The sequence below is a fragment of the Aquincola tertiaricarbonis genome (genome assembly GCF_023573145.1).
Classification (GTDB): domain Bacteria; phylum Pseudomonadota; class Gammaproteobacteria; order Burkholderiales; family Burkholderiaceae_C; genus Aquincola; species Aquincola tertiaricarbonis_B.
Genome location: NZ_CP097636.1, coordinates 896,562 through 923,000, shown reverse-complemented (window position 1 = coordinate 923,000; position 26,439 = coordinate 896,562). Strand labels below are relative to the sequence as shown.

Here is a 26,439-nt window from a genome sequence, read left to right as displayed (position 1 = left end):
GTACGTACAATGCGTGCATACCGAATCTTTCAAACGCCACCGCCATGGAAGCCACCGTCGCCGAACGCGGACAGATCACCCTCCCCAAGGCGGTGCGCGATGCACTCGGCCTGGTCAAGGGTAGCGTCTTGAAGGTGGAGCTGGACGGTGGCCGCATCGTCCTGCGCAAGGACGTGAGCGAGGCGCTGCGCAAGGTGCGCGGCAAGTTCAAGCTGGTGGACGGCCTGACGACGACCGACGAGGCGCTGCGCGCCATCCGTGGCCGCGCCCCTAGCGATCCCGTCGATCAATGATCGCCATCGATTCCTCGGTGCTGATCGACGTGCTGATCGGCGACGAACATTACGCCGATGCATCGGAAGCCTGCGTGGCCGAGGCCCTGGCCGCCGACGACGTGGTGGTGTCCGACGCCGTGGTGGCCGAAGTGCAGGCCATGCTCGACACCTCGGTCAGCCTGATGGACACGCTGGCCACGCTGGGCATCCGCCACCTGCCCGGCACCGAACAGGCCGCCATGCGCGCCGGCCACATGAACCGCCGCTTCCGCGCCCGCGGCGGCAAGCGCGAACGCGTCGTCGCCGACTTCCTCATCGGGGCCCATGCCTTGCTTCAATGCAACGGCCTGATCACCCGCGACGACGCCTTCTTCCGCGAGTATTTCAAGGGTCTCAAGCTCATCGTGCCCAAGGCCTGAGCCCTGCAGTGAACCCTATCCGCACGAGCCCCATGGAGCCTGACCACATGCTGCAAGCCTACCGCCAACATGCCGCCGAACGCGCCGCGCTCGGCATTCCGCCGCTGCCGCTCGACGCCAAGCAGGTCGCCGACCTGATTGAGCTGATCAAGAACCCGCCGGCCGGCGAAGAAGCCTTCCTGCTGGAGCTGCTGACCTACCGCGTGCCGCCCGGCGTGGACGACGCCGCCAAGGTCAAGGCCAGCTTCCTGGCCGCCGTGGCGCATGGCGACATCAGCGTGCCGCTGGTTTCCAAGGCCAAGGCCGCCGAGCTGCTGGGCACCATGGTGGGCGGCTACAACGTGCACCCGCTGATCGAACTGCTGGACGCCGAGGCCGACGTGGCCGCCGTCGCGGCCGAGGGCCTGAAGAAGACCCTGCTGATGTTCGACTTCTTCAACGACGTGGCCGACAAGGCCAAGGCCGGCAATGCCAAGGCCAAGGAAGTGATGCAAAGCTGGGCCGACGCCGAGTGGTTCACCACCCGCCCCGAGGTCGAGAAGAAGATCACCGTCACCGTGTTCAAGGTGCCCGGTGAAACCAACACCGACGACCTGTCGCCCGCGCCCGACGCCTGGAGCCGCCCGGACATTCCGCTGCACTACCTGGCGATGCTGAAGAACACCCGCCCCGACGCGGCCTTCAAGCCCGAGGAAGACGGCAAGCGCGGTCCGATGCAGTTCATCGAGGACCTGAAGAAGAAGGGCCACCTGGTGGCCTACGTGGGCGACGTGGTGGGCACCGGCTCCAGCCGCAAGAGCGCTACCAACAGCGTGATCTGGGCCACCGGCCAGGACATCCCCTTCGTGCCGAACAAGCGCTTCGGCGGCGTCACGCTGGGCGGCAAGATCGCCCCCATCTTCTTCAACACGCAGGAAGACTCCGGCTCGCTGCCGATCGAGGTGGACGTGAGCAAGCTGGAGATGGGCGACGTCATCGACGTGCTGCCCTACGACGGCAAGCTGGTCAAGAACGGCGAGACCGTGGCCGAGTTCAAGCTCAAGAGCGACGTGCTGTTCGACGAGGTGCGTGCCGGCGGCCGCATCAACCTGATCATCGGCCGCTCGCTCACCGCCAAGGCGCGTGAGTTCCTGGGCCTGCCCGCCTCCACCGTGTTCCGCCTGCCGGTGGCGCCCGTCGCCAGCAAGGCCGGCTTCACGCTGGCGCAGAAGATGGTTGGTCGCGCCGTCGGCCTGCCGGAAGGCCAGGGCGTGCGCCCGGGCACCTACTGCGAGCCCAAGATGACCACCGTCGGCAGCCAGGACACCACCGGCCCGATGACCCGCGACGAGCTGAAGGACCTGGCCTGCCTGGGCTTCTCGGCCGACCTGGTGATGCAGAGCTTCTGCCACACCGCCGCCTATCCCAAGCCGGTGGACGTGAAGACCCACCGCGAACTGCCCGCCTTCATCAGCAACCGCGGCGGCGTGGCCCTGCGCCCGGGCGACGGCGTGATCCACAGCTGGCTGAACCGCCTGCTGCTGCCCGACACCGTGGGCACCGGCGGCGACTCGCACACCCGCTTCCCGATCGGCATCAGCTTCCCGGCCGGCTCGGGCCTGGTGGCCTTCGGCGCGGCCACCGGCGTGATGCCGCTGGACATGCCCGAATCGGTGCTGGTGCGCTTCAAGGGCGAGATGCAGCCCGGCGTCACGCTGCGTGACCTGGTGCATGCCATTCCGCTGTACGCCATCAAGGCCGGTCTGCTGACCGTGGCCAAGGCCGGCAAGAAGAACATCTTCTCGGGCCGCATCCTCGAGATCGAAGGTCTGCCCGACCTGAAGGTGGAACAGGCCTTCGAGCTGAGCGACGCCTCGGCCGAGCGCTCGGCCGCCGGCTGCACCATCAAGCTCAACCCCGAGCCGATCAAGGAGTACCTCACCAGCAACGTGGTGCTGATGAAGAACATGATCGCCGACGGTTATGCCGACGCCAAGACGCTGCAGCGCCGCATCGAGAAGGTGGAAGCCTGGCTGGCCAAGCCCGAGCTGCTGGAAGCCGACAAGGACGCCGAGTACGCCGCCGTGATCGAAATCGATCTGGCCGACATCCAGGAACCCATCGTCTGCTGCCCCAACGACCCGGACGACGCCAAGTTCCTGTCCGAAGTGGCCGGCACCAAGATCGACGAGGCCTTCATCGGCTCGTGCATGACCAACATCGGCCACTTCCGTGCCGCGGCCAAGCTGCTGGGCGGCCAGCGCGACATCCCGGTCAAGCTGTGGGTGGCACCGCCCACCAAGATGGACCAGAGCGAGCTGATCAAGGAAGGCCACTACGCCGCCTTCGGTACCGCCGGTGCACGCACCGAAATGCCGGGCTGCAGCCTGTGCATGGGCAACCAGGCGCAGGTGCGTGAAGGCGCGACCGTCATCTCCACCTCCACCCGCAACTTCCCGAACCGTCTGGGCAAGAACACCAACGTGTTCCTGGGCTCGGCCGAGCTGGCCGCCATCGCCTCGCGCCTGGGCCGCCTGCCGACCAAGGAGGAGTACCTGAAGGAGATGGGCGTGATCGACGCCGACAAGGCCAGCGTCTACCGCTACATGAACTTCGACCAGATCGAGGAATACGCGCAAGCGGCCAAGGGTGTCGCTGCCTGATCCAGGCACGCCCCTGGCAAAAAGGCCCGCATCGCGCGGGCCTTTTTCTTTGCGCTGGGGCCAGCGCGTCAGCTGGCGTTGTGGCCGTAGCAGGCCTTGAGCTTGCCGTAGTCGTAGTAGTGGCTGCCGGCGGCGTACCGTGCACCATCGCAGGCGGCCTTGAAGTCGGTTTCCTTCTCGTTGTAGAGCATCTTCACCAGCAACGTGCCCCGGCCGTCACGCACCACGTCCCACTGCATGTTGGCGGCCATGGGCGATACGTAGTCGCCCCGCCAGGGGTTGTTGTCGTAGCTGTACATCGTGGCCAGCGGCTGCTGCTGCAGCACGTTCTTCAGGCCCATGCGCGAAGCAAACGGCACCACGATCTCGGCATGCGCAAAGCGCAGCTTGGCCACGTGGCTGAGGTCGCCGCGTGCGATGGCGTCCACCTCGTTGAAGAAGTCGTCCTCCAGGATCTGCGCCATCCGCCAGGTGACGTCGCCCTTTTCCTGGATGCTCGGGCCCATCTTGTAGAAGTCGGACGCGTCCTGCATGTAGGCGAAGTAGCGGGCCTGCTCCTGCGGCATGTAGACGGTGAAGTCGACCGCGGCCTCGGCCTTCATCGCCGGGGCGATGGCGTACAGCTCATAGATCAACGAGCCGCCGCTGGCCAGGTCGGTGATGCCGGTCTTGCCGTCGCCGGTCAGGGTGCTCGTGAACTTGCCGTCGTCACTGGCAAAGGTCATGCTGCCGGTGTTGGCGAAGCTGTAGGTGCCGGCCGCGATCTTGTCGACGAAGGCCTTGGTGAACAGGCGCTCCAGCACCGCCCGGCCCGCCGCCTGCGCCGCGGTATCCGCCTGGATCGCCGCCTGCTTGGCGGCCAGATCGGGATCGGTCAGCCACTTCTGGAAGGCCTGGCTGTCCTGGTAGGTGGTGTACAGCGGATTGGCCGTGTTCGTGACCGCATCGGTCTTGGCCACCAGCTTGTGGAAGTACAGCAGGAAGCGGTTCGTCCCCGCGGGCTGGGCCACGGCCTTGCCGCCTTCGGGGTACGGCGAAGGCGCGGGCGGATAGGTCACCAGCGGGGTGAGCGCAGACTGGCCGGCCAGCAACGACTTGACGAAGAAGGCGCCGCTGTCCACCGCGCGGTCCACGCCCGAGGTCACCACCACGATCTGACGCGGGGCGCTGCCGGCGGCGCTGGCCGCCGCCTGGAACAGCGCGGACTGACGGCTCAGCAGGCGCTGCGCCAGCTGCGTGTGCTCGGTGATGCCCAGCTGGGTCTCGTTGCCATAGCCGGGCGTGCTGATGCCGCTGACGCCGTAGCCCAGCAGGAAGTTGGCCTTAATGATCTTCAACACGTCGGGCCCCAGCTGCGCGCCCAGCGGGGTCAGCGCGCCGTCCTCCTCGGCCTTCTTCCACATGTTGTAGACGGCCAGGTCGTACTTGAGGCTGGACAGCCCGCGCGAGCCATGGCGCGCCACCAGCTCGGTGTACACCGGCACGAAGCCGCTGGGCGGCGCCTCGTACGTGGCCGCGTCCTGCTGCGGCGCGTAGGGCGTCTTGGTCTGGTAGTAGGTGTGGGCGACGTCGCTCTTGTCGGACTCGCCGCAGCCTGCGAGCAAGGCGATCGCCCCCCACATCAGACCGGTTCCAACGAAGGTGGCGTTCAACTTTCTCGGCAGCATGCCGCAGGTTCAGGGGGTGGGCAGAACCGGCGGAAGCTACCGGGGCCGCGTGACGCCCCCGTGACGGCGCGGTGCGGGCGCTACAGCTCCGGCGCGATCTGCTCGGCGTAGTCGTACAGCGCGCCCAGGATGTCCTGGCCGCGCTCGTCGGCGGCCTCGCCCAGGGTGTCGATCTGCTCGAAGAAGGCGGTGAGCGACAGCGCACCACCCGCGCCATGGTGCAGCCGGGCCACCCGATGGGCCTGCCAGCGGGCCTGCTCGGCCTCGTCCAGCGTGTGCGGGAAGTTGCGGGCGCGGAAGCGGAAAAACAGCTCTTCCAGTCGCTCGTCGGCAAAGGCCGGGCGCTTGCCCGCCATCGCGTCGGGCGACAGGCCGCGCAGGCGCTGCAGCGTGCGCCGGTCTTCGTTGCCGATGAAGCCGCCGTACAGGTCTTCGTCGACGTCGGGCGCCTCGGCCGGCGGCGCGCGGTCGAACACCTCGGCCCACACGCCGGCCAAAGCACCCACGCCGGCCGCGGCCACCTCGGCATGGCGCAGCGCCTGGTCCACATCGAGGTTCCAGCGCTGCAGCACCGCGGGTGTCAGCGTCTTCAGGTTGCCCACCACCACCGGGCTCTTGTTGAGGTGGATGCTCTTGACCGGCAGCCGCGTCACGCCTTCGGGCAGGTCTTCGCTGCGGGTGAACATGCGCTCGCGGATGGTGGCGGCGTTGAGCTGGAACAGCTCGCCCGGGTGCTGCGCCAGGTCCCAGACGATCAGCTCGTTCTTGTTCTTCGGATGCGGCGCCAGCGGCCACACCAGGGCCATGCAGCCGCGCTCGGGGCCGTACATGCCGCTCAGGTGCAGCAATGGCCGGCCCTGGCGCTGGGCGCTCTCGATCTCGGCGATCACCGCATCCTTTCGGCGCAGCTTGAGGCAGAAGTCCCACAGCCGCGGCTGGCGCTGGCGCAACAGCCGCGCCAGCGCGACGGTGGCCCGCACGTCGGACAACGCATCGTGCGCGGCCTCGTGCGCCAGGCCGTTGGCGGCGGTCAGGTGCTCCAGCTTGAAGGAGGCGCGGCCGTCGGGGTGCGTGGGCCATTCGATGCCTTCGGGCCGCAGCGCCCAGCAGGCGCGCACCACGTCCAGCAGGTCCCAGCGGCCGCAGCCGTTCTGCCATTCACGGCCATAGGGGTCGATCAGGTTGCGCCAGAACAGGTGGCGCGTCACCTCGTCGTCGAAGCGGATGGAGTTGTAGCCCACGCCGATGGTGTCGGGCCGCGCCAGCTGCTGCTCGATGGCATCGGCGAACGCATGCTCGGGCAGGCCACGCTCCAGGCAGGTCTGCGGCAGGATGCCGGTGAGCAGGCAGCTCTCGGGGCTGGGCAGGTAGTCGGGCGCCGGCGCGCAGTACAGCATCACCGGGTCGTCGATCTCGTTCAGCTCGTCGTCGGTACGCACACCAGCGAACTGCGAAGGCCGGTCGCGCCGCGGCGAGATGCCGAAGGTCTCGTAGTCGTGCCAGAAGAAGCTCATCGTGCGCCCTCCCCGTCTTGCAGCACCGCTTCCACCGCCAGCGCCACCGCGGCCAGGCGCGCATCGTCGCCACGCACCGAGGCCAGCATCAGCCCCACCGGCAGCTCATCGGGCGCATGGCAGGGCAGGCTGAAGGCGCAGCCGTCCAGGTAGTTGATGGTGAAGGTGTTGCGCAGCAGCAGGCCGTTGGCCTTGAAGAAGGCATCGTCCGAGGCCTGCAGCTCGGCGATGGGCGGCGCCACGATGGGCACCGTGGGGCACAGCAGGGCATCGAAGCCCTGCAGTTGCGCCTCCACACGCGCCATCCAGCCGCGGCGCCGGTCGTGCAGGCCGATGTAGTCGGCCGCGCTCACCGCTTCGCCCAGCGCGATGCGGGCGGCCACGCGCGGGTCGAACTCGGCACGGCGTTGGGCCAGGCGCTGGCGGTGCACCGCAAACGCCTCCACCGCCGAGAAGCCGCCCGGCGCATTCAGCGTGCTGATCTCGGCCAGCTCGGCCAGCGGCAGCGGCACGATCTGCACGCCCGCGGCCGACAGGCGGTCCAGCGTGCGCTCGAAGGCCCGGGCGACGGTGGCGTCCAGCTGGTCCAGCACCAGGGTCTGCGGCAGCGCCAGCCGCAGGCCGGCGGCGGGCCGGCGGCGCACGGCCAGCGGCGTATCGGCGATGGCGGCATCGACGGCCAGGCAGTCGTCCACGCAGCGGGCCATCGCGCACACCGTGTCCAGCGTGCGCGACAGCTCGAAGGCGCCGCTGCGCGGCACCCGGGCCTGCGTGTTCTTGAAGCCCACCAGGCCATTGAGCGCCGCCGGAATGCGGATGCTGCCGCCGGTGTCGGACCCCAGGCCCGCCACCGACAGCCCCAGCGCCACCGACACCGCGGCGCCCGACGAAGAACCGCCCGGGATGCGGGCCACCGCCACATCGGTCGGGTTGACCGGCGTGCCGTGGTGCGGGTTGAGGCCCACGCCCGAGAACGCGAACTCCGTCATGTTGGTCTTGCCGACCAGGGCCGCGCCCTGGGCGCGCAGCCGCGCCACCGCCGGTGCGTCGGCCGCGGCCGGCGCCTCGTCTCGGCAGGCGATGGAGCCGGCCAGCGTGGGCTCGCCGGCCACGTCGTACAAGTCCTTGATGCTGACCGGCAGGCCCGCCAGCAGCGGCAGCTGCACGCCGGCCTTCAGCGCGGCATCGGCATGGCGGGCAGCGGCCAGTGCGGCATCGGCATACAGGCGGGTGAACACATGGCGGGCGGCCGGGGCGGTAGCGCCTTCCAGCGCCTGGGCCACCAGGGCTTCATGGGTCAGCGTGCCGCGGGCGATCTGCGCGCGCAGCGTGGCGATGCGCGGCAGCGCAGCTTGTTCGGTCGTCATGGCGGGCAGTTTGCCGCACATCAGGGCGGGGGATGCAGCCGCAGGAAGCTGGCGAAGCGCGGCACGCCCTGCGGCGTGTAGCCGCGGTGGCGGAAGGTGACCCAGCTGCCCAGCGGCGGCGGCGCCTCGCGCTGCGCATCGGTGAAGCCGGTGCCGATCTGGAAGACCACGCCCGCCTCGGTGCGCACCCGCAGCGCACCCAGCCGGCCGGCATGGCGGCCGCGGCCGGGCAGGTGGCCGATGACCTCGGCCTCGGCGTCCTGCTCGGGCTTGAGCTTGAGCAGCACGTCGCCGCGGCCGGTGAGGTAAGGCGCATCGGCCCGGTGCAGCACCAGGCCTTCGCCGCCGCTGGACACCACCTGCTGCAGCCGATGCATCAGGGCCACGCGGTCGGCCACGCGGCTGTGCGCCACCGCCACCAGTCGCGGCCAGGCTGCCGCGGCCACCAGGCGCTCGATGGCCTGCGCCCGCTCGCTGAAGGGGCCGGGCGCGCCGGGCAGTTCAAACACCATGTAACGCAGCGCCTGCCATTCGGCCGCATCGGGCCGCTCTCGCCGCACCGCGGCCGAGGCCGCATCGAAGCGGCCACGCCCCATCCACAGCTCACCGTCCAGCGGCGTGGCGGGCAGGCGCGCCAAAAAGTCGGCCGGGGCCGCCACCGTGCCGCCGCCCCGCAGGCGCAGGGCCTGGCCGTCCCACTGGGCGCGCACGCCGTCGTACTTCTCGCTCACCAGGTAGCCCGTGGGGTCGTCCGCAAGGCCGAACTCGCGGGCCAGCAGCCAGCCGGGCGCTGATGCCGCCCACGCGATGTGCGGCAGCGGAATGAAGGAAGCGAGTGTGGCCGCCACCAAGCGGCGACGGGTCCTGCTTGGGGAATGCGGCATGGGGTGTGCCCTCCTGCCCTGTGTTTCGGCCGCCCGGCACCGCTGCGAAGAGAACTATTGCGCGCCAGCAGCACCTTTGTCGCGGGCAGTCGGCACAATCGATCGGTCATCCAACGCGGAGTCAGTACATGCCGAAAGCCCACGCCTTCTCCAAGACGGTCAAGACCTTCACCACCGCCTCTGGCAAGACGGGCCAGTTCTTTTCGCTGCCGCACCTGGCCAAGACCTATCCCAACGTCAACCGGCTGCCGGTGTCGATGCGCATCGTGCTGGAGTCGGTGCTGCGCAACTGCGACGGCCAGAAGGTGACGCCCGAGCACGTGCAGCAGCTGGCCAACTGGCAGCCGGTGGCCGAGCGCACCGACGAGATCCCCTTCGTGGTGGCCCGGGTGGTGCTGCAGGACTTCACCGGCGTGCCGCTGCTGGCCGACCTGGCCGCGATGCGCTCGGTGGCCGCCAGCCTGGGCAAGAACCCCAAGGCCATCGAGCCGCTGGTGCCGGTGGACCTGGTGGTGGACCACTCCATCATGGTCGACTACTACGGCACCAAGAACGCCCTGGACCTGAACATGAAGCTGGAATTCCAGCGCAACCAGGAGCGCTACCAGTTCATGAAGTGGGGCATGCAGGCCTTCGACACCTTCGGTGTGGTGCCCCCGGGCTTCGGCATCGTGCACCAGGTGAACCTGGAGTACCTGGCGCGCGGCGTGCACAAGACGAAAGCCGGCGTGTACTACCCCGACAGCCTGGTGGGCACCGACAGCCACACGACGATGATCAACGGCATCGGCGTGGTGGGCTGGGGCGTGGGCGGCATCGAGGCCGAGGCCGGCATGCTGGGCCAGCCGGTGTACTTCCTGACGCCCGACGTGGTGGGCTTCGAGATGACCGGATCGCTGCGCGAGGGCGTGACCGCCACCGACCTGGTGCTGACGGTGACCGAGCTGCTGCGCAAGGAGAAGGTGGTCGGCAAGTTCGTCGAGTTCTTCGGCCCCGGCGTGGCCACGCTGCCGCTGCCCGACCGCGCCACCATCGGCAACATGGCGCCCGAGTACGGCGCCACGATGGGCTTCTTCCCGGTGGACGACAAGACCATCGACTACTTCCGCGGCACCGGCCGCACCAAGGCCGAGATCGAGGCCTTCGAGGCCTACTTCCGCGCCCAGGGCATGTACGGCGTGCCGGGCGCGGCCGGCGCCTCCAAGGAGCTGGCCGACATCCAGTACAGCAAGGTGGTGACGCTGGACCTGACCACCGTGGCGCCCAGCCTGGCCGGCCCCAAGCGGCCGCAGGACCGCATCGAGATCACGCACTTGTCCGAGCAGTTCGCTTCGCTCTACAGCGCGCCGGTCTCGGCCAACGGCTTCAACCAGCCGGCCGAGAAGCTGGACCAGGTGTTCAAGACCGAGAGCGGCCTGGAAGTGCGCAACGGCGACGTGCTGATCGCGGCCATCACCTCCTGCACCAACACCAGCAACCCCAGCGTGCTGCTGGCCGCCGGCCTGCTGGCCAAGAAGGCGGTAGAGGCGGGGCTGAAGGTCAAGCCGCACATCAAGACCTCGCTGGCCCCCGGCTCGCGCGTGGTGACCGAGTACCTGGAACGGGCCGGCCTGCTGCCCTACCTGGAAAAGCTCAACTTCAACCTGGCCGGCTACGGCTGCACCACCTGCATCGGCAACGCCGGCGACCTGACGGCCGAGCTGAACGAGGTGATCTGGCGCAACGACCTGGTGTGCGCGGCCGTGCTGTCGGGCAACCGCAACTTCGAGGCGCGCATCCACCCCAACCTGAAGGCGAACTTCCTGGCCAGCCCGCCGCTGGTGGTGGCCTATGCGATTGCCGGCAACGTGCGCCGCGACCTGATGACCGAGCCGGTGGGCTACGGCAAGAAGGGCCAGCCGGTGTACCTGGGCGACATCTGGCCCAGCAGCGACGAGATCGCCGCGCTGATGAAGTACGCGATGAACGCCAAGGTGTTCAAGGCCAACTACGAGAAGGTGAAGACCGAGCCCGGCAAGCTGTGGGGCAAGATCAAGGGCACCACCGGCCAGGTGTATGACTGGCCCGCCTCCACCTACATCGCCGAGCCGCCGTTCTTCCAGGGCTTCCAGATGCAGCCGCCGGTGGAGGGTGAAGTGGGCGTCAAGGGCGCGCGCATCATGGCGCTGTTCGGCGACTCGATCACCACCGACCACATCTCGCCGGCCGGCTCCATCAAGGAGACCTCGCCCGCCGGCCAGTGGCTGAAGGAGAACGGCGTGCTCAAGGCCGACTTCAACAGCTATGGCTCACGCCGCGGCAACCACGACGTGATGATGCGCGGCACCTTCGCCAACGTGCGCATCAAGAACCTGATGATCCCGCCCGGCGAGGACGGCTCGCGCGAAGAAGGCGGCGTGACGCTGTACCAGCCCGGCGGCGACAAGATGTTCATCTACGACGCGGCGATGAAGTACATGGCCGCGGGCGTGCCCACCGTCATCTTCGCGGGTGAGGAGTACGGCACCGGCTCCAGCCGCGACTGGGCGGCCAAGGGCACCCAGCTGCTGGGCATCAAGGCCGTGGTGGCGCGCAGCTTCGAGCGCATCCACCGCTCCAACCTGGTGGGCATGGGCGTGCTGCCGCTGCAGTTCAAGGCGGGCGATTCCTGGGAATCGCTGGGCCTGAAGGGCGACGAGCAGATCGACGTGCGCATCGCCGGCGCGCTGCGGCCGCAGGCCGATGCCACGCTGGTGATCACCCGCGCCGACGGCAGCACGCAGGAGGTGACGGTGGTGCTGCGCATCGACACGCCGATCGAGGTGGACTACTACCAGCACGGCGGCATCCTGCCCTTCGTGCTGCGCCAACTGCTCGCAGCCTGAATTGATAGCAATGATTTGATCTGCCATTTCCACCGATTCATCGGTGGTGGCAGATCCATGATGGCGGCACCTTGGGAAAGGGGCCCGCCATGCACATCAGCCTGTCCATCTACCGCCGCAAAACCGGCTGGTTTCCACCGCTGCCGGCGGACCTCGACAGCCCGCAGACGCTGGTGCTGGTGTTCGGCGACAGCGCCTTCGTCGAAGAGCCGGCGCCCTTCCTGGAGCTGGCCGACCGCTTCGTGCAGGCGGTGCATGCGGGCTGCTCGTCGGGCCCGGTGCACGGCGCCTGCGGCTGGCGCCCCGGCGAACTCACCGCGGCCATCATCCGCTTCCAGGACACGCACCTGCACGGCGCCGCGGTGGAGGTGCGCCAGCGCCGCGACAGCGGCCTGATGGGCGCCGCACTGGCGGCCCAGCTGCCCAGCGTGCCCATGCTGCGCCAGGACCGGCAGGCGGCCGTTGCCCCGCTGCAGCGCCAGGGCCCGCTGCGGCTGGCGCTGCTGCTGTCCGACGGACAGGGCGTAGACGGCGAAGCCCTGCTGCGCGGCCTGCGCGGCGGCCTGCCGCTGGCAGCGCGCATCACCGGTGGCCTGGCCGGCGACCGCGGCGCCACCGGGCCGGCCTGGGTGTATGGCTGCGACGGCCGGCTGCCGGCGCCCGGGCGCGCCTGCGTGGTGGGCCTGTACGGCCCGCGCCTGCATGTGGGCCAGGGCCATGCTGCCGGCTGGCAGCCGATGGGCATGGCGCACCACGTCACTCGCGCCCACGGGCCGGTGGTGTATGAGCTGGATGGCCGGCCCGCGCTGGAGGTCTACCGGGACTACCTGGGCACCGAGGCGGCACGCCTGCCGGCGTCAGCGCTGCTGCACCCGCTGGCCTTGACCGCGGCGGACGGCCAGGCGCCCACCATCCGCAGCGTGTTGACGGTGGACGAGCACCGCGGCGCATTGCTGCTGGCCACCAGCCTGGCCGAAGGCAGCCGGGTGCTGGTGATGCAGCGGCAAGCCGGCGACCTGGCCGCCAGCACCCGCCAGGCGGCCGAGCGGGCGGTGGAGGCGCTGCCACCAGGCGCACGCCATCTGCTGCTGTCGGTGGGCTGCCTGGACCAGCCGGCCCTGCCGGGCGCCGATGGCACCCTGGCCGAAGCCCCGCCCGCGATGCCCTGGCCGCTGAGCCTGAGCCGCGACGCGCTACCGGCGGTGGGCTTTCATTCGCTGGGCGAGCTGACGGCCGGCGCTGCGCCCGGCGAGGTGCAGTTGCATCACCAGACGCATGCATTCACCGCGTTGGCGGAGGCCTGAGCCGAAGCCCTGGCCTGGCGCGTTCATCAGACCCGGCCGCCCCAATCGTCGGCGTCGAAGCCCACGGTCACCGCACCGTCGGCCCACTCCACCACCGGGCGCTTGATCACGCTGGGCTGAGCCTGCATCAGCGCGGCGGCGCCGGCTTCGTCGGCCGCGGCGGCCTGGGTGGCTTCGTCCAGCTTGCGCCAGGTGGTGCCCTTGCGGTTGAGCAGCGTCTGCCAGCCGGCGGCGGCCAGCCAGCGCTGCAGCGGCGCGGCCGGCACGCCCGCCTTCTTGAAGTCGTGGAACTGGTAGGCCACGCCCTGGCCATCGAGCCAGGCGCGCGCCTTCTTCACCGTGTCGCAGTTGGGAATGCCGTAGAGCGTGATCGTCATGAGGGTTTGCTGTCGTTGCCCGTGTCGCACATCGGGTCGGTGTTGGGCCCGGCATCGCGCACCTGCGCGTCCGGTCCGCTGCCGGTGACGGAGACCTGCCACCAGAAGCAACCCCAGGCATCGTAGCGGTACGACCACACCTCGCCGCCCTGCCGCCCGCCCGAGCGCTTCTCGGCCGGGCGGCCGAACTCGCGCAACAGCTGGTCCACCGGCATGCCGGGCTGGATGCCCTGCTGCAGGCGCGCTTCGGTCAGCACCTGCTGCCAGCCGCGCACGCGGCCCTGGGCGTCCAGGTCGACCATGTAGGTGTGCTTGCCCAGCGGGCCGCGGGCGTACTCCAGCCGCGTACCACCATCGGGCAGGGTGTAGCGGCCGGTGGGTGCGCCCATGCGGGCGGCCACCTCGTCGGCCGTCTGGCCGCTCTGCAGGCCGCCGGTGCCATAGCTGGCGCAACCGGCCAGCAGCAGCGCCAGCGCCGCGGCGGCGATCGCTTGTCTAGACATGATGTGCAGGATGTGGCTTTGGCAGGGCGACCATCCTGCGCCGCCCGCCAAAGCCCTGCACGCAGCGCGGGTCAGCCCGCCTGGCCACCCCGGGCGGCGCGGGCCGCGGTGCGCTTGGCCAGCTCCAGCTTGGCGATGGCGCGGCGGTGCACTTCGTCCGGGCCGTCGACGATGCGCACGGTGCGCTGGTGGGCATACGCCTCGGCCAGCCAGAAGTCCTGGCTGACGCCGGCGCCGCCGTGGGCCTGGATGGCCCAGTCCACCACCTTGCACGAGACGTTGGGCGCCACCACCTTGATCATCGCGATCTCGGCCTGCGCCGCCTTGTTGCCCACGGTGTCCATGCGGTGGGCGGCGTTCAGCGTCAGCAGCCGGGCCTGGTCGATCATGCAGCGCGACTCGGCGATGCGCTCATGCCAGATCGACTGGTCGGCCAGCGGCTTGCCGAAGGCGATGCGGGTCTGCAGCCGGTCGATCATCATCTCCAGCGCGCGCTCGGCGGCGCCAATGCTGCGCATGCAGTGGTGGATGCGGCCGGGGCCGAGGCGGCCCTGCGCGATCTCGAAGCCGCGGCCTTCGCCCAGCAGGATGTTGTCCACCGGCACGCGCACGTCGGTCAGCGAAATCTCCATGTGGCCGTGCGGCGCGTCGTCGTAGCCGAACACGCTGATGTGGCGCTCCACCTTCACGCCCGGCGTGTTGGCCGGCACCAGCACCATGGACTGCTGCGCATGGCGCGGCGCGTCGACATCGGTCTTGCCCATCACGATGTAGATGGCGCAATGCGGGCTGCCGGCGCCCGACGAGAACCACTTGCGGCCGTTGATCACGTAGTGGTCGCCGTCGCGGCGGATGTCGCACTGGATGTTGGTGGCGTCGGACGAGGCCACCGCCGGCTCGGTCATCAGGAAAGCCGAGCGGATCTTGCCGTCCAGCAAAGGTCCCAGCCAGCGGTCCTGCTGCGCCGGGGTGCCGTAGCGCTCCAGCGTCTCCATGTTGCCGGTGTCGGGCGCCGAGCAGTTGAACACCTCGCTCGACCAGCTCACCCGGCCCATCACCTCGCACAGCGGGGCGTAGTCGAGGTTGCTGATGCCGGGCACGCCGCGGTATTCATGCGGCAGGAACATGTTCCACAGGCCCTGCTCGCGTGCGATGACCTTCAGCTCCTCCACCACGGCGGGCTGCTGCCAGGCGTTGCCGGCGCGGCGGAAGGCGTCCATCTCGGCGTGGTAGCGCGCCTCGTTGGGGTAGATGTACCGGTCGAAGAACGCATTCAGGCGTTCCAGCAGATCGGTCGTCTTGGCCGAATAGTCCCAGGGCATGGTTGTCTCCTTCGCTGACACGCTGGCCACCGCAGGACTGCCGCGGCCGGTGACAGGATTGAACCACCGCAGGCGCCGCCCCGCGGTCACGAAGGTGACGCCAAGCATTCGAGCCCCCAAGCTCGCTACGCTCGCGCCCCCCCGAGGGGGAGCACCCGCCCTTGGGACGGCCCGGCGGGCGGGTGGCCCTCTGGCCGGCCTCAGCCAGCCGGCGGCAGCAACTTCCCCGGATTCATCCGCCCCTGCGGATCCAGCGCGGCCTTGACGGCCTGCTGCAGCCGCAGCTCCACCGGGCTCTTGTAGCGGGCGGCTTCGTCGCGGCGCAGCACGCCCAGGCCGTGCTCGGCCGAGATGGAGCCGCCGCGGGCGGCCACCGCGTCGTGCACCAGCTTGTTCAGCGGGCCCTCCAGCGCCACGAAGGCCGGCGCATGCACCGGGCCCAGCCGGTCTTCGGCCGGCGACACGTTGTAGTGCAGGTTGCCGTCGCCCAGGTGGCCGAACACCACCATGCGCACGCCGCTGAACTGCGCGGCGATCTCGGCATCGGTGGCGGCGATGAACTCGGGGATGCGCGAGATCGGCAGCGCGATGTCGTGCTTGATGGTCTTGCCTTCGGCGCCCTGCGATTCGGAGATGTTCTCGCGCAGCGCCCACAGCGCCTCAAACTGCGCCAGCGAAGCCGACACCGCCGCATCGGTGGCATGGCCCTCTTCCAGCGCGGCTTCCAGCACGCCTTCGATCGCGGCCTGCGCATGGGCCTCGTCGTGCGCGTCCGACACTTCCATCAGCACGTACCAGGGGCTGGGCTCGGCCAGCGGCCGGCGGCTGCCGGGCATGTGCTTCAACACCAGGCCGATGCACACCTCGCTGATCAGCTCGAAGGCCGTCAGGCTGGCCGCCAGCTTCGCCTGGGCCAGCTGCAGCAAGGCCACCGCAGCCTCGGGCGAGGGCACGGCCACGAAGGCCGCCACCTTGGCCGCCGGCGGCGGAAACAGCTTGAGCACCGCGGCGGTGATGACGCCCAGCGTGCCCTCGCTGCCGATGAACAGGTCGCGCAGGTCGTAGCCGGTGTTGTCCTTGCGCAGGCCGCGCAGGCCGTTCCACAGCTCACCCTCTGGCGTGGCCACTTCCAGGCCCAGGCACAGCTCGCGCGCATTGCCGTAGCGCAGCACCTGCACCCCGCCGGCATTGGTGGCCAGGTTGCCGCCGATGGTGCAGGTGCCTTCGGCCGCCAGGCTCAGCGGAAACAGCCGCCCCGCCTCGGCCGCCGCCTGCTGCACCTGCTGCAGCGTGACGCCGGCTTCCACCTCCATCGTGTTGTTGCTGGCGTCGATGCGGCGCACCTTGTTCAGCCGCACCAGCGACAGCAGCAGCGCGCGGCCGCTGTCGTCGGGCGTGGCACCGCCCGACAGGCCCGTGTTGCCGCCCTGCGGCACCACGGGCACGCCGTGCTGGTGGCACCAGGCCATCACCGCGCCCACGTCGGCGGCGCTGTCGGGCTGCGCCACCGCGATGGCCGCGCCGCGCCACTTGCCGCGCCAATCGGTCAGGAAGGGCGCCATGTCGTCGGGCGCGGTGATCAGGCGGCCGGCAAAGGCCGCGCGCAGGGTGTCGAGGTCAGGAGCGGTCATGCGAAGTTCCGGCTCGGGAAGTGGATGCAAGAGAAGAAGGCGCCGTTCAACGGGGCAGGCGGCGCGCCTGCACCGCGGCGGCCAGGCCTTCCAGCACCTGCACGGTGGCGTCCCAGCCGATGCAGGCGTCGGTCACGCTCTGGCCATAACGCAGGCCCTGGCGGCCGTCGCGGATGTCCTGCCGACCTTCCACCAGGTGGCTTTCCAGCATCAGGCCGCAAGGCACCGTGGAGCCGGCCGCCACCTGCGCGGCCACGTCGGCCGCCACCAGCGGCTGGCGCGCGTAGTCCTTGCTGCTGTTGCCGTGGCTGCAGTCGATGACCACGCGCTCGGGCAGGCCGGACTCGCGCAGCGCGCGGGCGGCGCGGGCCACGCTGTCGGCCTGGTAGTTGGGGCCGTCGCTGCCGCCGCGCAGGATCAGGTGACCGTCGGGGTTGCCGGTGGTGGTGACCACCATGGCCCGCCCTTCCAGCGACACCGACGGAAAGGTGTGCGGCTGCATCGCCACGTGGATGGCGTCGATGGCCGGCGCCAGGCCACCGTAGGTGGTGTTCTTGAAGCCCACAGGCGCCGACAGCGCCGAGGCCATCTGCCGGTGCAGCGGGCTTTCCACGGTGCGCGCGCCGATGGCGCCCCAGGTCAGCAGCTCGGCGTAGTACTGCGGCGTCACCAGGTCCAGGATCTCGGAGGCGGTGGGCATGCCCATCGCGGCGCAGGCCAGCAGCAGGCGCCGCGCTTCGTGCAGGCCCTGGCCGATGTCGCCGCTGCCGTCCAGGCCCGGGTCGTAGATCAGGCCCTTCCAGCCCATGCGGGTGCGCGGCTTCTCGAAGTACACCCGCATCACCACCAGCAGCTCGCCCTGCAGCCGCTGCGCCAGCGGCAGCAACCGGCCCGCGTACTCCAGCGCCGATGCAGGCTCATGGATGGAGCACGGGCCGGTGATCACCAGCAGCCGGTCGTCCTCGCCGCGCAGGATGGCGCGCACCGCCTCGCGCGAGCGGCGGATGTGGGCGGCTGCGGCCTCACCCGCGGGCAGTGCCTCGCGCAGCGCGCGCGGCTCGGGCAGCAGCTCGTCGTGGGCGATGTGCAGGTCGGAGATCGGCGCGGTGTATGACATGGCGGCGCCGATCGTACCGCCGGGGGCTTGTCACCACGGCCGGTGCAGCCTGTCGCAGGGCCGGGTCAGGTGGTCGGCCTCGCCGCGGCCGATGCCCATGTCGCGCAGCTCGGCCTCGCTCATCGCCTGCAGCGCGCGACGGTCGGCGGCGCGGCGGCGCATCGCCAGCCAGGCCCGCCGCGCGGACTGGAGCCAACGCAAAGGGCCACGTCGGTTCCAGGCGGCAGGGGTCACGGCGGCGGTCTTCAGCAGGGTCTCCATCGCTTCTCCTCTCAACAGGAAGCCGATGGTGCTGGCGCAGGGCATGAATGAAAAGTTGAATGATCTGACGCTTTACTTCAGCATTGCTGAATGCGCGCCCTCAACCTCGACCAGCTGCAGACGCTGGTGTCCATCGCCGACCTCGGCACCTTCGCCGCCGCCTCGCGGGCGCTGCACCTGGCCCCGCCCACGGTCAGCCTGCACATCGCCGAGCTGGAAGCCCGCATGGGCGTGCCGCTGCTGGAACGCGGCCCGCGCCGGGCGCTGCCCACAGCGGCCGGCGCCGCCCTGCTGGACCATGCGCGCCGGCTGCTGAAGGAGGCCGACGAAGCCGCCACCACCGTGCGCCGCATCGCGCAGGGCCGCGCGGGCAAGGTGCGGCTGGGCACCTCCACCGGCGTCATCGTGCACCTGCTGCCCCATGTGCTGGGCACGCTGGCCGAGCATGCGCCCGACATCGACGTCGACCTGGCCATCCTCGGCTCCAACGAGACGATCGCGCGGCTGCAGGCCGGCACGCTGGACATCGGCGTGGTGGCGCTGCCGCAGCCCGCCAGCGACGAGGTGCTGGTCACGCCCTGGCGCAGCGACCCGATGATGGCCTTCCTGCCCTCGGGCTGGCAGGTGCCCCGCAGCATCACGCCCGATTGGCTGGCCGGCAAGCCGCTGATCTTCAACGACGCCAGCACCCGCATGTACCGGCTGACGATGGCCTGGTTCGCCAGCGCCGGCCACAGCCCGCGCGCCCGCATCGAGCTGAACTACACGCTGGCGATGAAAAGCCTGGTGGCCGCCGGCTATGGCGCCGCGCTGCTGCCGATGGAGGAAGTGGGCGGCCCGCTGTCGGCATTGGACGCCGGCATGCAGCTGCGGCCCCTGAAGCCGGCGCTGGTGCGCACGCTGGGCATCGCCCACCGTGCCGAAGCCCGGCTGGACGCCGCCGCGCGCGAGGTGCTGACGGTGCTACGCGGCTTCGCACAGAAGGCGCCACCGCGCAGAATGGGCGCCAACCCACGCCGCTCCCCACGCAGTACAGCACGATGAGCCCCTCCCTGCCCGACTTCCGCTCGCCCGAGTTCCTGCTCGGCCATATCCGGCACACGCTGTCTTTCTACGAAGGGCGCGCGCTGGATGCCAGCGGCGGCTTCTTCCACTTCTTCAAGGACGACGGCACGGTGTACGACCGGCGCACGCGCCACCTGGTCAGCAGCACCCGCTTCGTCTTCAACCATGCGATGGCCTGGCGGCGCTTTCGCCAGCCGCAGGACCAGTCGGCCGCGCGCCACGGCCTGGCCTTCTTGCAGCAGGCCCATGCCCTGCCGCAGGGTGGCCATGCCTGGCAGATCACCTGGGACGGCCAGCGCGCCAGCGTGCAGGACGGCACCCAGCACTGCTACGGCCAGGCCTTCGTGCTGCTGGCGCATGCCCATGCGTTGATGGCCGGCATCGACGAGGCACGGCCCGGGCTGGAAGCCACCTTCGCGCTGATGGAGCAACGCTTCTGGGAGCCTGCCAACGGCCTGTATGCCGACGAGGCCACGCCCGACTGGCAGCTGAGCGCCTACCGCGGCCAGAACGCCAACATGCATGGCTGCGAGGCCATGATGGCCGCGCACGAGGCCACGGGCGACGCCCGCTACCTGCAGCGTGCACTGCAGCTGGCCGAATCGGTCACACAGCGGCTGGCCGGACTGGCCGACGGCATGGTGTGGGAGCACTACCGCCAGGGCCCGCAGGGCGACTGGCAGGTGGACTGGGACTACAACCGCCACGACCGCAGCAACATCTTCCGGCCCTGGGGCTTCCAGACCGGCCACCTGACGGAATGGACCATGCTGCTGCTGCAACTGGAAGCGCGCCTGCCCGAAGGCCAGCGCCCCGCCTGGCTGCTGCCCACCGCGCAGCGCTTCTTCGACACCGCGGTGCGCCACGGCTGGGACGCGCAGCATGGCGGCCTGGTGTACGGCTTTGCGCCCGGCGGCGAGGTGTGTGATGCCGACAAGTACTTCTGGGTGCAGGCCGAAAGCCTGGCCGCCGCCGCGCTGCTGGCCGTGCGCACCGGCGACGAGGCCTATTGGCAGTGGTACGACCGGCTGTGGGCCTACAGCTGGGCCCACATGATCGACCACCAGCATGGCGCCTGGTACCGCATCCGCACGCCCGACAACCGGCCCTATTCCGACGAGAAGAGCCCCGCCGGCAAGACGGACTACCACACCATGGGCGCCTGCTGGGACGTGCTGCGCGGCCTGGGCGCTTGAGGCCACCCGCCGGCAGGCGCAAGATGCGCGGTTTCCACTGCAAAGGCGACGCCCATGGCCAGACCCCCCGCAGCCCCTACCGATGCGTCCGCACCCGCCCGGGTGCGCAGCCGCCAGCGCCTGCCCTCACGCAGCGCGCTGCCCCGCCCCGCTGAAGCCGGCGACACCGTCTCGCCGCTCACGCCCCGCGCGGCTGAGGCCGACCGTGTGCGGCGCCGCAGCAGCACCACCACCGCGGTGCAGTCGATGGTGGTGGGCGACCTGCTGGCCCACAGCGGCCGCGACACGCCGGCCGGTGAAGCGCTGCGCCAGTTGCAGACGTTGATCGCCGGGGCATCGCCCGACGAGGTGGAGGCGCTGCGCCATGCCCTGTTCGAGGCGCCACCGGGCCGCGGCGAGCGACCCGCCATCGACCCCGACACCGAACTCAGCCCCGGCTGGCGCGAAGGCAGCTATCCGTACAAGAACCTGCTGTCGCGCAAGAGCTATGAGCGGCAGAAGTACCGGCTGCAGGTCGAGCTGCTGAAGCTGCAGGCCTGGGTGAAGGACACCGGCCAGCGCGTGGTCATCCTCTTCGAAGGCCGCGACGCCGCCGGCAAGGGCGGCGCCATCAAGCGCTTCATGGAGCATCTCAACCCCCGCGGCGCGCGCGTGGTGGCGTTGGAAAAGCCCAGCGAGGTGGAGCGCGGCCAGTGGTACTTCCAACGCTACATCCAGCACCTGCCCACGCGCGGCGAGATCGTGCTGTTTGACCGCAGCTGGTACAACCGCGCCGGCGTCGAGCGGGTGATGGGCTTTTGCACCGACCACGAGTACGACGAGTTCCTGCGCCAGGCGCCGGAGTTCGAGCGGCAGCTGGTGCGCTCGGGCGTGCACCTGTTCAAGTTCTGGTTCTCGGTCAGCCAACAAGAGCAGCGCCGCCGTTTCAAGGAACGCAAGGTGCACCCGCTCAAGCAGTGGAAGCTGAGCCCGATCGACATGGCTTCGCTGGACAAGTGGGACGACTACACCCGCGCGAAGGAGGCGATGTTCGTGCACTGCGACACCTCGGACGCCCCCTGGACGGTGATCAAGAGCGATTGCAAAAAGCGCGCGCGGCTGAACGCGATGCGCTACCTGCTGCACCGGCTGCCTTATGGCCAGCGCGACCTGGCCACCGTCGGCCCGGTCGATCCGCTGATCGTCGGCCGGCCGGCGCTGGTGTCGGTGGTGGGCGACGACGAGCTGGCCGCCAGCGGCGGCTGAGCGGCCGGCACGAATGGATACCGGAACTCCGCCGGGCGGCGGTGGGTCCCAATGGGCCTGATAGACGCACACGGCCTCGCGGCCCGACCTCCATGCAAGCCACCGAACAACGTGCCCTGCTCACCATCGCGCTGCTGGCGGCCTTTGCCGACGGCGACAAGGCCGACACCGAACGGGCCGAGATCAAGCGCATCGCCGACTCGCTGGCCGGCGACAGCGGCATGCCGCAGATGGCCGGGCTGTACCAGGACGTGCTGCTCAAGCGCGTGAACCTGGCCCAGGCCGCGGCCGCACTGCCCGAAGCCGGCCACCGCCAGCTGGCCTACGAGATGGCCTTGTGCGTGTGCGATGCCGATGGCGCGCAAAGCACGGCCGAGCAGGCCTTCCTGGCGCAGCTGAAGTCGGTGCTCAAGCTGGGCGCCGCGCAAACGGCACACGCCGAGCATGAGGCCGATGCCATCGCCGCCGTGCCGGTGACGCCGGCAGGCCCGGTGCCGGCCGCGGTGCAGTCGGCAGCCAACACCGAAGCGCTGGACCGCAGCATCCTGCAGTACGCCATCCTCAATGGCGCGCTGGAACTGCTGCCGCAGAGCTGGGCCTCGATGGCCATCATCCCGCTGCAGATGAAGATGGTGTACCGCATCGGCCAGGCCCACGGGCACACGCTGGACAAGGGTCACATCAAGGAATTCATCGCCGCGGCGGGCGTGGGCCTCACCTCGCAGTATCTGGAGCAGTTCGGCCGCAAGCTGCTGGGCGGGCTGCTGGGCAAGGTGGGCGGCGGCATCGGCCGCAGCGTGGGCAGCGCGGCCACCGGCATCGCGTTTTCGTTCGCCAGCACCTATGCGCTGGGGCAGCTGGCCAAGCGCTACTACGGCGGCGGCCGGCAGATGAACACCGCCGTGCTGCAGCAGACTTTCCAGTCGCTGCTGGGGCCGGCCAAGGACCTGCAACAGCAGTACCTGCCGCAGATCCAGCAGAAGGCCGCCACGCTGGATGCCGGGCAGATCCTGCAGATGGTGAAGTCTGCATAAAGGGCCCGCCGGGCCAATGAAAAAAGGCCTGCACTTTCGTGCAAGCCTTTTTCTTCCGAGATTTGGTGGGCCCTGAGTGACTCGAACACTCGACCAACGGATTAAGAGTCCGCTGCTCTACCAACTGAGCTAAGAGCCCCTGATCTGTTCCAATTCCTGACTCAGCGAACTGGTGGGTTGTACAGGACTTGAACCTGTGACCAACGGATTAAAAGTCCGCTGCTCTACCGACTGAGCTAACAACCCAACTGAGTAATGAACTCGTCTGCAGAGCCACGCACTATAGCATGCGTTTCGGCTTTGGCAAGCGGTTTTTGAGAAATCAGCTGCTGAATTGTTTCACCGGCCGCCACCAGGCCGAACGTGGCCGTGACAGTGACGGTGGAACCGTAGCCATGGCAGTTGAGCGTGCCGTCGACGTCGCACTGGCCGTCGGGCGCGCGCACCGGCTCGCGCGAGAACACGCAGCGCACGCCGATGGCGCCCTGCCGCGGCGCCGCCCCTGCCTTGCGCAGGCGTTGCCGCAATGAAGCCAGCAGGGGGTCGTGCGTGGTGGCGGCCAGGTCGTCCACTTCCACCCGCTGCGCCAGCTGCTTGCCGCCGGCGGCACCCACGGTCACCAGCGGCAGCCGCTCGCGCAGCGCCCATTCGGCCAGCACGGCCTTGGCGCGCACCTGGTCGCAGCCATCAATCAGCGCATGCACCGGCACCGGCAGCAGGGCCGGCCAGTTGGCGGGCTCGACGAACTCTTCGATGCAGACGACTTCGCAGCCCGGGTGGATGTCGGCGATGCGGGCCTTCAAGGCTTCGGCTTTCGACATGCCCAGCGTGCTGCCCAGCGCCTGGATCTGCCGGTTGACGTTGGACTCACTCACGTGGTCCAGGTCGATCAGCACCAGCGTGGCGACGCCGCTGCGCGCCAGCGCCTCGGCCGCCCAGGAGCCCACGCCGCCCAGGCCCACCACGGCCACCCGGGCGCCGCGCACGCGCGCATAGCCCGCGTCGCCATACAGGCGTCGCAGGCCACCAAAGCGGCGTTCCAGGTCGGCGTCGTCTGCCTGCATGCCGGCGGCTTACCGGAGCGAAGCCAGCCGGTCCTTGGCCGCCACGGCGGCTTCGGATTGCGGGTAGTTCTTCAGCAGCTCGTTCAGCGTGGCGCGGGCGGCCTTGCTGTCCTTCATTTCCACCTGCGTGTTGGCCATGGCCAGCAGCGCCTCGGGCGCCTTCGGGTGGGTGGGTGCGGCCTGCAGGAAGCTGCGGAAGCCGGCGATGGCTTCCTTGTAGTCGCGCTTGCCGTACTGGGCATTGGCCAGCCAGAAGCGCGCGCTGTCGCCATAGCCGCTGGACGGGAAGGTGCGCACGAAGGCGCCCAGCGCGTTGGCGGCACCGGCGAAGTCGCCGCTGCGCAGCACCTTGATGGCGGCGTCGTACTGGCGCGTCTCCTCGGGGTCGGCCAGGAATTCCTTGCCGTCCACGTTGACCTTCTGCGGCTCGAGCTTGCGCATGCGCTCGTCCACGCCCTGCGCCATGTCCTTCTGCTGGCGCTGCAGCTCGGCCACGTCGCGCTGCAGCTGCTCCTGCTGGCCACGCAGGCGGGCAATCTCGCCGTTGAGGCCGGAGATCTGGTTGCTCAGGTCGAGCAGGCTGCTGCGCAGCTGGCCGATGGTGGCGCTCAGGGCCGCCTGCGATTCCTTGGCCTGCTTGTCGCTGGCTTCCTGCTTGGCGCGCAGGTCGAGGATGGCGCGGCGCGCATCCTCGTCCTCGAACAAGGCGGCGTTGGCGCTGAAGGCCAGCGCCGCCAGTGCCGCCGCGATCAGCGTGCGGCGCATGTCACTTGTCCTTGATCTCGGCGCGGCGGTTCTGCGCGTAGGCGGCCTCGTCGCTGCCCTGCACCGCCGGGCGTTCCTTGCCGAAGCTGGTGGCTTCCACCTGCGCGGCGTTGGCGCCCAGCAGCGTCAGCGCACGGGCCACGGCCTCGGCGCGCTTCTGGCCCAGAGCCAGGTTGTATTCGCTGCCGCCGCGCTCGTCGGTGTGGCCTTCCACGGCCACGCGCTTGTTGCGGTCGGCGGTCAGGGCCTTGGCATTGGCCTCGATCACGTTGCGGTACTCGTCCTTGACGGTGAAGCTGTCGAAGTCGAAGTACACGACGCGCGGCAGGTTGCTGCCGGCGTTGTTGCGCGAGGCGCCCAGGTCGACGGTGGCCACGCCCGACTGGCCGGCACCGCCGGTGGCGCCGCCGGCATTGCCCGCGGGGTTGCGCGATTCGACCGGCGCATTGCCGGCGTTCTCGTCGAGCTTGACGTTGGAGCCGCAGCCGGCCAGCACGGCGGCGATGGCCACGGCACTGAGGGAGAGACGCAGAGAAGTCATGGTGCTTCCTTTGGTGGTGCGAGAGGGGACGGGGGTTGGAAAACGAAGCGGATCAGCGGCCGTACGGGCCCCACACGGGCTCGCGCACGTCGACACCGGAGGACAGCAGCCGCGCCTTGATCTTGCCGTCGAGCGTGGTGGTCATCAGCACGTCGCGGCCGCCGGCCCGGGTGGCGAAGATGATCAGCCGGCCGTTCGGCGCGAAGCTCGGGCTTTCGTCGGCGGTGGTGTCGGTGATGGTTTGCGCGTTGCCGCCAGCTGCATCGGCCACCACCAGGCGGAAGCTGCCGCCCTGGCGGGTGACCCACGCCATGCTGCGGCCATCCGGGCTGATGGCCGGGCTGATGTTGTAGTTGCCGGTGAAGCTCACGCGTTCTGCGCCTCCACCGCCCACTGGCATTCTGTATACCTGCGGGCTGCCGCCACGGTCGCTGACGAAGTACAGCGTGCGGCCGTCGGGCGAAAACGCCGGCTCGGTGTCGATGGCCATGGTGTTGGTGATGCGGCGCAGGTTGCCGCCGTCACGGCCCATCAAAAACAGCTGCGAGCCGCCATCACGCGACAGCGTGACCGCCAGTTGCGAGCCGTCGGGCGACCAGGCGGGCGCACTGTTGCTGCCGCGGAAGTTGGCGATCTGCCGCCGCTGGCCCGAGGCCACGTCCTGCACCCAGACCACGGCCTTGCGCGTCTCGAACGACACGTAGGCCAGTTCGCGGCCGTCGGGCGACCAGGCGGGCGAGATGATGGGCTCGGGGCTGGCCAGCGCCACCTGGCCGCCTTCGCCGTCGGCGTCGGTGACGCGCAGGCTGTAGCGGTTGGCGCTGCGGGTGACGTAGGCGATGCGGGTGGAGAACACGCCGCGCTCGCCGGTGAGCTTCTCGTACACCGCGTCGGCGATGCGGTGCGCGGCCAGGCGCAGATCGCCGGCCACCACGGGCAGGCTCTGGCCGCCCAGATCGGTGCCCTTGACGGTGTCCCAGAGCTTGTAGCGCACGTCGAAGCGGCCGTCGGCCAGGCGCGTGACCGAGCCCACCAGCAGCGCATCGGCACCACGGCCGCGCCAGTCGGCGATGACGGGCGCGGAGGTTTCGTCCAGCGCGCCGGGCGCGTCGATGTTGCGGAAGCGGCCGCTGCGCTCCAGGTCGGCGCGCACGATGGCCGAGATGGACTGGCCGGAGCGGTCCTCGTCGCGGAAACCGGCAATGGCCACCGGCAGCTGAGTGCCGCCGACGCCGCTGATCTCGACACGGAACTGCGCCAGCGTGGGCAGCGAGAAGGAGGCGCCCAGTGCGCCCAGAAGGGTTCTACGACGGGTCATGGCGGGGATGGACCCGCAAGGCGGCAATCGGTTCACTCAGTGGAATAGGCTGGCCTTGATACCC

The 26,439-nt window shown here is 69.8% G+C and carries 23 protein-coding genes and 2 tRNA genes; 9 read left to right on the top strand and 16 right to left on the bottom strand.

Translation table 11 applies throughout. The features are described from left to right. Window positions 1–44 precede the first annotated feature (44 nt). From MW290_RS18420 to acnB, 3 genes are read left to right on the top strand one after another with little or no spacing between them, the layout of a single operon-like run. Window positions 45–293, top strand: a complete 249-nt coding sequence (locus MW290_RS18420; protein WP_250199155.1) for an AbrB/MazE/SpoVT family DNA-binding domain-containing protein — start codon at window positions 45–47, stop codon at window positions 291–293. Then, entirely contained in the window at window positions 290–694 is a 405-nt protein-coding gene (locus tag MW290_RS18415; protein WP_250199154.1) for a type II toxin-antitoxin system VapC family toxin, read from the top strand. Before MW290_RS18420 ends, MW290_RS18415 begins: the two co-directional genes overlap by 4 nt. Before the next feature lie 47 nt (window positions 695–741). Next, window positions 742–3,336 (top strand): bifunctional aconitate hydratase 2/2-methylisocitrate dehydratase, encoded by a 2,595-nt coding sequence (gene acnB / locus MW290_RS18410; protein ID WP_250199153.1) that lies wholly within the window; start codon window positions 742–744, stop codon window positions 3,334–3,336. A gap of 68 nt (window positions 3,337–3,404) precedes the next feature. Here acnB and MW290_RS18405 read toward each other — a convergent pair whose 3' ends face one another. From MW290_RS18405 to MW290_RS18390, 4 genes are all read right to left on the bottom strand, one after another. Then, window positions 3,405–5,003 carry a histidine-type phosphatase gene (locus MW290_RS18405; protein WP_375142922.1) on the bottom strand — a complete coding sequence of 533 codons (1,599 nt, stop codon included), beginning with the start codon at window positions 5,001–5,003 and terminating at the stop codon, window positions 3,405–3,407. A gap of 80 nt (window positions 5,004–5,083) precedes the next feature. Beyond that, complete coding sequence (gene sbcB / locus MW290_RS18400) at window positions 5,084–6,517, bottom strand: exodeoxyribonuclease I (protein ID WP_250199152.1); 1,434 nt, start codon at window positions 6,515–6,517, stop codon at window positions 5,084–5,086. Further along, window positions 6,514–7,884 carry an amidase gene (locus MW290_RS18395; protein ID WP_250199151.1) on the bottom strand — a complete coding sequence of 457 codons (1,371 nt, stop codon included), beginning with the start codon at window positions 7,882–7,884 and terminating at the stop codon, window positions 6,514–6,516. The genes sbcB and MW290_RS18395 overlap by 4 nt, the downstream gene beginning before the upstream one ends. Before the next feature lie 20 nt (window positions 7,885–7,904). Then, window positions 7,905–8,768, bottom strand: a complete 864-nt coding sequence (locus MW290_RS18390; protein ID WP_250199150.1) for a DNA ligase — start codon at window positions 8,766–8,768, stop codon at window positions 7,905–7,907. Between the two features lie 128 nt (window positions 8,769–8,896). Between MW290_RS18390 and acnA the strand changes: the two genes are divergently transcribed. Together acnA and MW290_RS18380 are read left to right on the top strand one after the other, a co-directional pair. Further along, window positions 8,897–11,632 carry an aconitate hydratase AcnA gene (acnA, locus tag MW290_RS18385; RefSeq protein WP_250199149.1) on the top strand — a complete coding sequence of 912 codons (2,736 nt, stop codon included), beginning with the start codon at window positions 8,897–8,899 and terminating at the stop codon, window positions 11,630–11,632. A gap of 89 nt (window positions 11,633–11,721) precedes the next feature. After that, on the top strand, window positions 11,722–12,936 hold the full coding sequence (locus MW290_RS18380) for an FIST signal transduction protein (protein WP_250199148.1): 1,215 nt from the start codon (window positions 11,722–11,724) through the stop codon (window positions 12,934–12,936). Window positions 12,937–12,962: 26 nt separating this feature from the next. Here the strand turns inward: MW290_RS18380 and MW290_RS18375 are convergent, their stop codons facing one another. From MW290_RS18375 to MW290_RS18350, 6 genes are all read right to left on the bottom strand, one after another. Beyond that, on the bottom strand, window positions 12,963–13,313 hold the full coding sequence (locus MW290_RS18375; RefSeq protein WP_250199147.1) for an ArsC family reductase: 351 nt from the start codon (window positions 13,311–13,313) through the stop codon (window positions 12,963–12,965). Then, window positions 13,310–13,816: a hypothetical protein gene (locus tag MW290_RS18370; RefSeq protein WP_250199146.1), complete on the bottom strand. Its 507-nt coding sequence runs from the start codon at window positions 13,814–13,816 to the stop codon at window positions 13,310–13,312. Before MW290_RS18370 ends, MW290_RS18375 begins: the two co-directional genes overlap by 4 nt. Before the next feature lie 71 nt (window positions 13,817–13,887). Beyond that, complete coding sequence (locus MW290_RS18365; RefSeq protein ID WP_250199145.1) at window positions 13,888–15,138, bottom strand: acyl-CoA dehydrogenase family protein; 1,251 nt, start codon at window positions 15,136–15,138, stop codon at window positions 13,888–13,890. A gap of 200 nt (window positions 15,139–15,338) precedes the next feature. Next, complete coding sequence (locus MW290_RS18360; RefSeq protein ID WP_250199144.1) at window positions 15,339–16,769, bottom strand: FAD-binding oxidoreductase; 1,431 nt, start codon at window positions 16,767–16,769, stop codon at window positions 15,339–15,341. Window positions 16,770–16,815: 46 nt separating this feature from the next. Continuing rightward, window positions 16,816–17,886: a 3-deoxy-7-phosphoheptulonate synthase gene (locus tag MW290_RS18355; RefSeq protein WP_250199143.1), complete on the bottom strand. Its 1,071-nt coding sequence runs from the start codon at window positions 17,884–17,886 to the stop codon at window positions 16,816–16,818. Between the two features lie 30 nt (window positions 17,887–17,916). Continuing rightward, the gene (locus MW290_RS18350; RefSeq protein WP_250199142.1) at window positions 17,917–18,147 is read right to left on the bottom strand and encodes a YjiS-like domain-containing protein; all 231 of its coding nucleotides are present in this window, start codon (window positions 18,145–18,147) and stop codon (window positions 17,917–17,919) included. A gap of 90 nt (window positions 18,148–18,237) precedes the next feature. On the opposite strand from MW290_RS18350, the gene MW290_RS18345 reads away from it, so the two are divergent. The 4 genes from MW290_RS18345 (at window position 18,238) to MW290_RS18330 (ending at window position 22,687) form a co-directional block, all read left to right on the top strand. Continuing rightward, a complete protein-coding gene (locus MW290_RS18345) occupies window positions 18,238–19,191 on the top strand; it encodes a LysR family transcriptional regulator (RefSeq protein ID WP_250199141.1) in 954 nt (317 codons plus the stop codon). After that, window positions 19,188–20,408, top strand: a complete 1,221-nt coding sequence (locus tag MW290_RS18340) for an AGE family epimerase/isomerase (RefSeq protein WP_250199140.1) — start codon at window positions 19,188–19,190, stop codon at window positions 20,406–20,408. Before MW290_RS18345 ends, MW290_RS18340 begins: the two co-directional genes overlap by 4 nt. A gap of 54 nt (window positions 20,409–20,462) precedes the next feature. Then, on the top strand, window positions 20,463–21,653 hold the full coding sequence (ppk2, locus tag MW290_RS18335) for a polyphosphate kinase 2 (protein WP_250199139.1): 1,191 nt from the start codon (window positions 20,463–20,465) through the stop codon (window positions 21,651–21,653). Between the two features lie 92 nt (window positions 21,654–21,745). Continuing rightward, the gene (locus tag MW290_RS18330) at window positions 21,746–22,687 is read left to right on the top strand and encodes a YcjF family protein (RefSeq protein ID WP_250199138.1); all 942 of its coding nucleotides are present in this window, start codon (window positions 21,746–21,748) and stop codon (window positions 22,685–22,687) included. Between the two features lie 63 nt (window positions 22,688–22,750). On the opposite strand, the gene MW290_RS18325 is transcribed toward MW290_RS18330, so the two are convergent. The 6 genes from MW290_RS18325 to tolB all read right to left on the bottom strand — a co-directional run bounded on the left by MW290_RS18325 (window position 22,751) and on the right by tolB (window position 26,375). Further along, a tRNA-Lys gene (locus MW290_RS18325) sits at window positions 22,751–22,826 on the bottom strand. Between the two features lie 31 nt (window positions 22,827–22,857). Beyond that, window positions 22,858–22,933, bottom strand: a tRNA-Lys gene (locus MW290_RS18320). Next, the gene (locus MW290_RS18315) at window positions 22,924–23,751 is read right to left on the bottom strand and encodes a tRNA threonylcarbamoyladenosine dehydratase (protein WP_250199137.1); all 828 of its coding nucleotides are present in this window, start codon (window positions 23,749–23,751) and stop codon (window positions 22,924–22,926) included. The genes MW290_RS18320 and MW290_RS18315 overlap by 10 nt, the downstream gene beginning before the upstream one ends. A gap of 9 nt (window positions 23,752–23,760) precedes the next feature. Next, a complete protein-coding gene (ybgF, locus tag MW290_RS18310) occupies window positions 23,761–24,516 on the bottom strand; it encodes a tol-pal system protein YbgF (RefSeq protein WP_250199136.1) in 756 nt (251 codons plus the stop codon). A gap of 1 nt (window position 24,517) precedes the next feature. Further along, window positions 24,518–25,057 carry a peptidoglycan-associated lipoprotein Pal gene (gene pal / locus MW290_RS18305; RefSeq protein ID WP_250199135.1) on the bottom strand — a complete coding sequence of 180 codons (540 nt, stop codon included), beginning with the start codon at window positions 25,055–25,057 and terminating at the stop codon, window positions 24,518–24,520. A gap of 52 nt (window positions 25,058–25,109) precedes the next feature. After that, entirely contained in the window at window positions 25,110–26,375 is a 1,266-nt protein-coding gene (tolB, locus tag MW290_RS18300) for a Tol-Pal system beta propeller repeat protein TolB (protein WP_250199134.1), read from the bottom strand. Window positions 26,376–26,439 lie beyond the last annotated feature (64 nt).

Excerpts from the sequence above, each read along its gene's own strand:
- MW290_RS18390 (WP_250199150.1), bottom strand. The coding sequence starts at position 8,768 with ATGCCGCATTCCCCAAGCAGGACCCGTCGCCGCTTGGTGGCGGCCACA.
- MW290_RS18420 (WP_250199155.1), top strand. The coding sequence starts at position 45 with ATGGAAGCCACCGTCGCCGAACGCGGACAGATCACCCTCCCCAAGGCG.
- ybgF (WP_250199136.1), bottom strand. The coding sequence starts at position 24,516 with ATGCGCCGCACGCTGATCGCGGCGGCACTGGCGGCGCTGGCCTTCAGC.
- acnB (WP_250199153.1), top strand. The coding sequence starts at position 742 with ATGCTGCAAGCCTACCGCCAACATGCCGCCGAACGCGCCGCGCTCGGC.
- MW290_RS18345 (WP_250199141.1), top strand. The coding sequence starts at position 18,238 with ATGCGCGCCCTCAACCTCGACCAGCTGCAGACGCTGGTGTCCATCGCC.
- MW290_RS18355 (WP_250199143.1), bottom strand. The coding sequence starts at position 17,886 with ATGTCATACACCGCGCCGATCTCCGACCTGCACATCGCCCACGACGAG.
- MW290_RS18350 (WP_250199142.1), bottom strand. The coding sequence starts at position 18,147 with ATGGAGACCCTGCTGAAGACCGCCGCCGTGACCCCTGCCGCCTGGAAC.
- MW290_RS18370 (WP_250199146.1), bottom strand. The coding sequence starts at position 13,816 with ATGTCTAGACAAGCGATCGCCGCCGCGGCGCTGGCGCTGCTGCTGGCC.
- MW290_RS18365 (WP_250199145.1), bottom strand. The coding sequence starts at position 15,138 with ATGCCCTGGGACTATTCGGCCAAGACGACCGATCTGCTGGAACGCCTG.
- MW290_RS18395 (WP_250199151.1), bottom strand. The coding sequence starts at position 7,884 with ATGACGACCGAACAAGCTGCGCTGCCGCGCATCGCCACGCTGCGCGCG.
- MW290_RS18330 (WP_250199138.1), top strand. The coding sequence starts at position 21,746 with ATGCAAGCCACCGAACAACGTGCCCTGCTCACCATCGCGCTGCTGGCG.
- MW290_RS18340 (WP_250199140.1), top strand. The coding sequence starts at position 19,188 with ATGAGCCCCTCCCTGCCCGACTTCCGCTCGCCCGAGTTCCTGCTCGGC.
- MW290_RS18315 (WP_250199137.1), bottom strand. The coding sequence starts at position 23,751 with ATGCAGGCAGACGACGCCGACCTGGAACGCCGCTTTGGTGGCCTGCGA.
- acnA (WP_250199149.1), top strand. The coding sequence starts at position 8,897 with ATGCCGAAAGCCCACGCCTTCTCCAAGACGGTCAAGACCTTCACCACC.
- tolB (WP_250199134.1), bottom strand. The coding sequence starts at position 26,375 with ATGACCCGTCGTAGAACCCTTCTGGGCGCACTGGGCGCCTCCTTCTCG.
- pal (WP_250199135.1), bottom strand. The coding sequence starts at position 25,057 with ATGACTTCTCTGCGTCTCTCCCTCAGTGCCGTGGCCATCGCCGCCGTG.
- sbcB (WP_250199152.1), bottom strand. The coding sequence starts at position 6,517 with ATGAGCTTCTTCTGGCACGACTACGAGACCTTCGGCATCTCGCCGCGG.
- MW290_RS18380 (WP_250199148.1), top strand. The coding sequence starts at position 11,722 with ATGCACATCAGCCTGTCCATCTACCGCCGCAAAACCGGCTGGTTTCCA.
- MW290_RS18360 (WP_250199144.1), bottom strand. The coding sequence starts at position 16,769 with ATGACCGCTCCTGACCTCGACACCCTGCGCGCGGCCTTTGCCGGCCGC.
- MW290_RS18405 (WP_375142922.1), bottom strand. The coding sequence starts at position 5,003 with ATGCTGCCGAGAAAGTTGAACGCCACCTTCGTTGGAACCGGTCTGATG.
- MW290_RS18415 (WP_250199154.1), top strand. The coding sequence starts at position 290 with ATGATCGCCATCGATTCCTCGGTGCTGATCGACGTGCTGATCGGCGAC.
- MW290_RS18375 (WP_250199147.1), bottom strand. The coding sequence starts at position 13,313 with ATGACGATCACGCTCTACGGCATTCCCAACTGCGACACGGTGAAGAAG.
- ppk2 (WP_250199139.1), top strand. The coding sequence starts at position 20,463 with ATGGCCAGACCCCCCGCAGCCCCTACCGATGCGTCCGCACCCGCCCGG.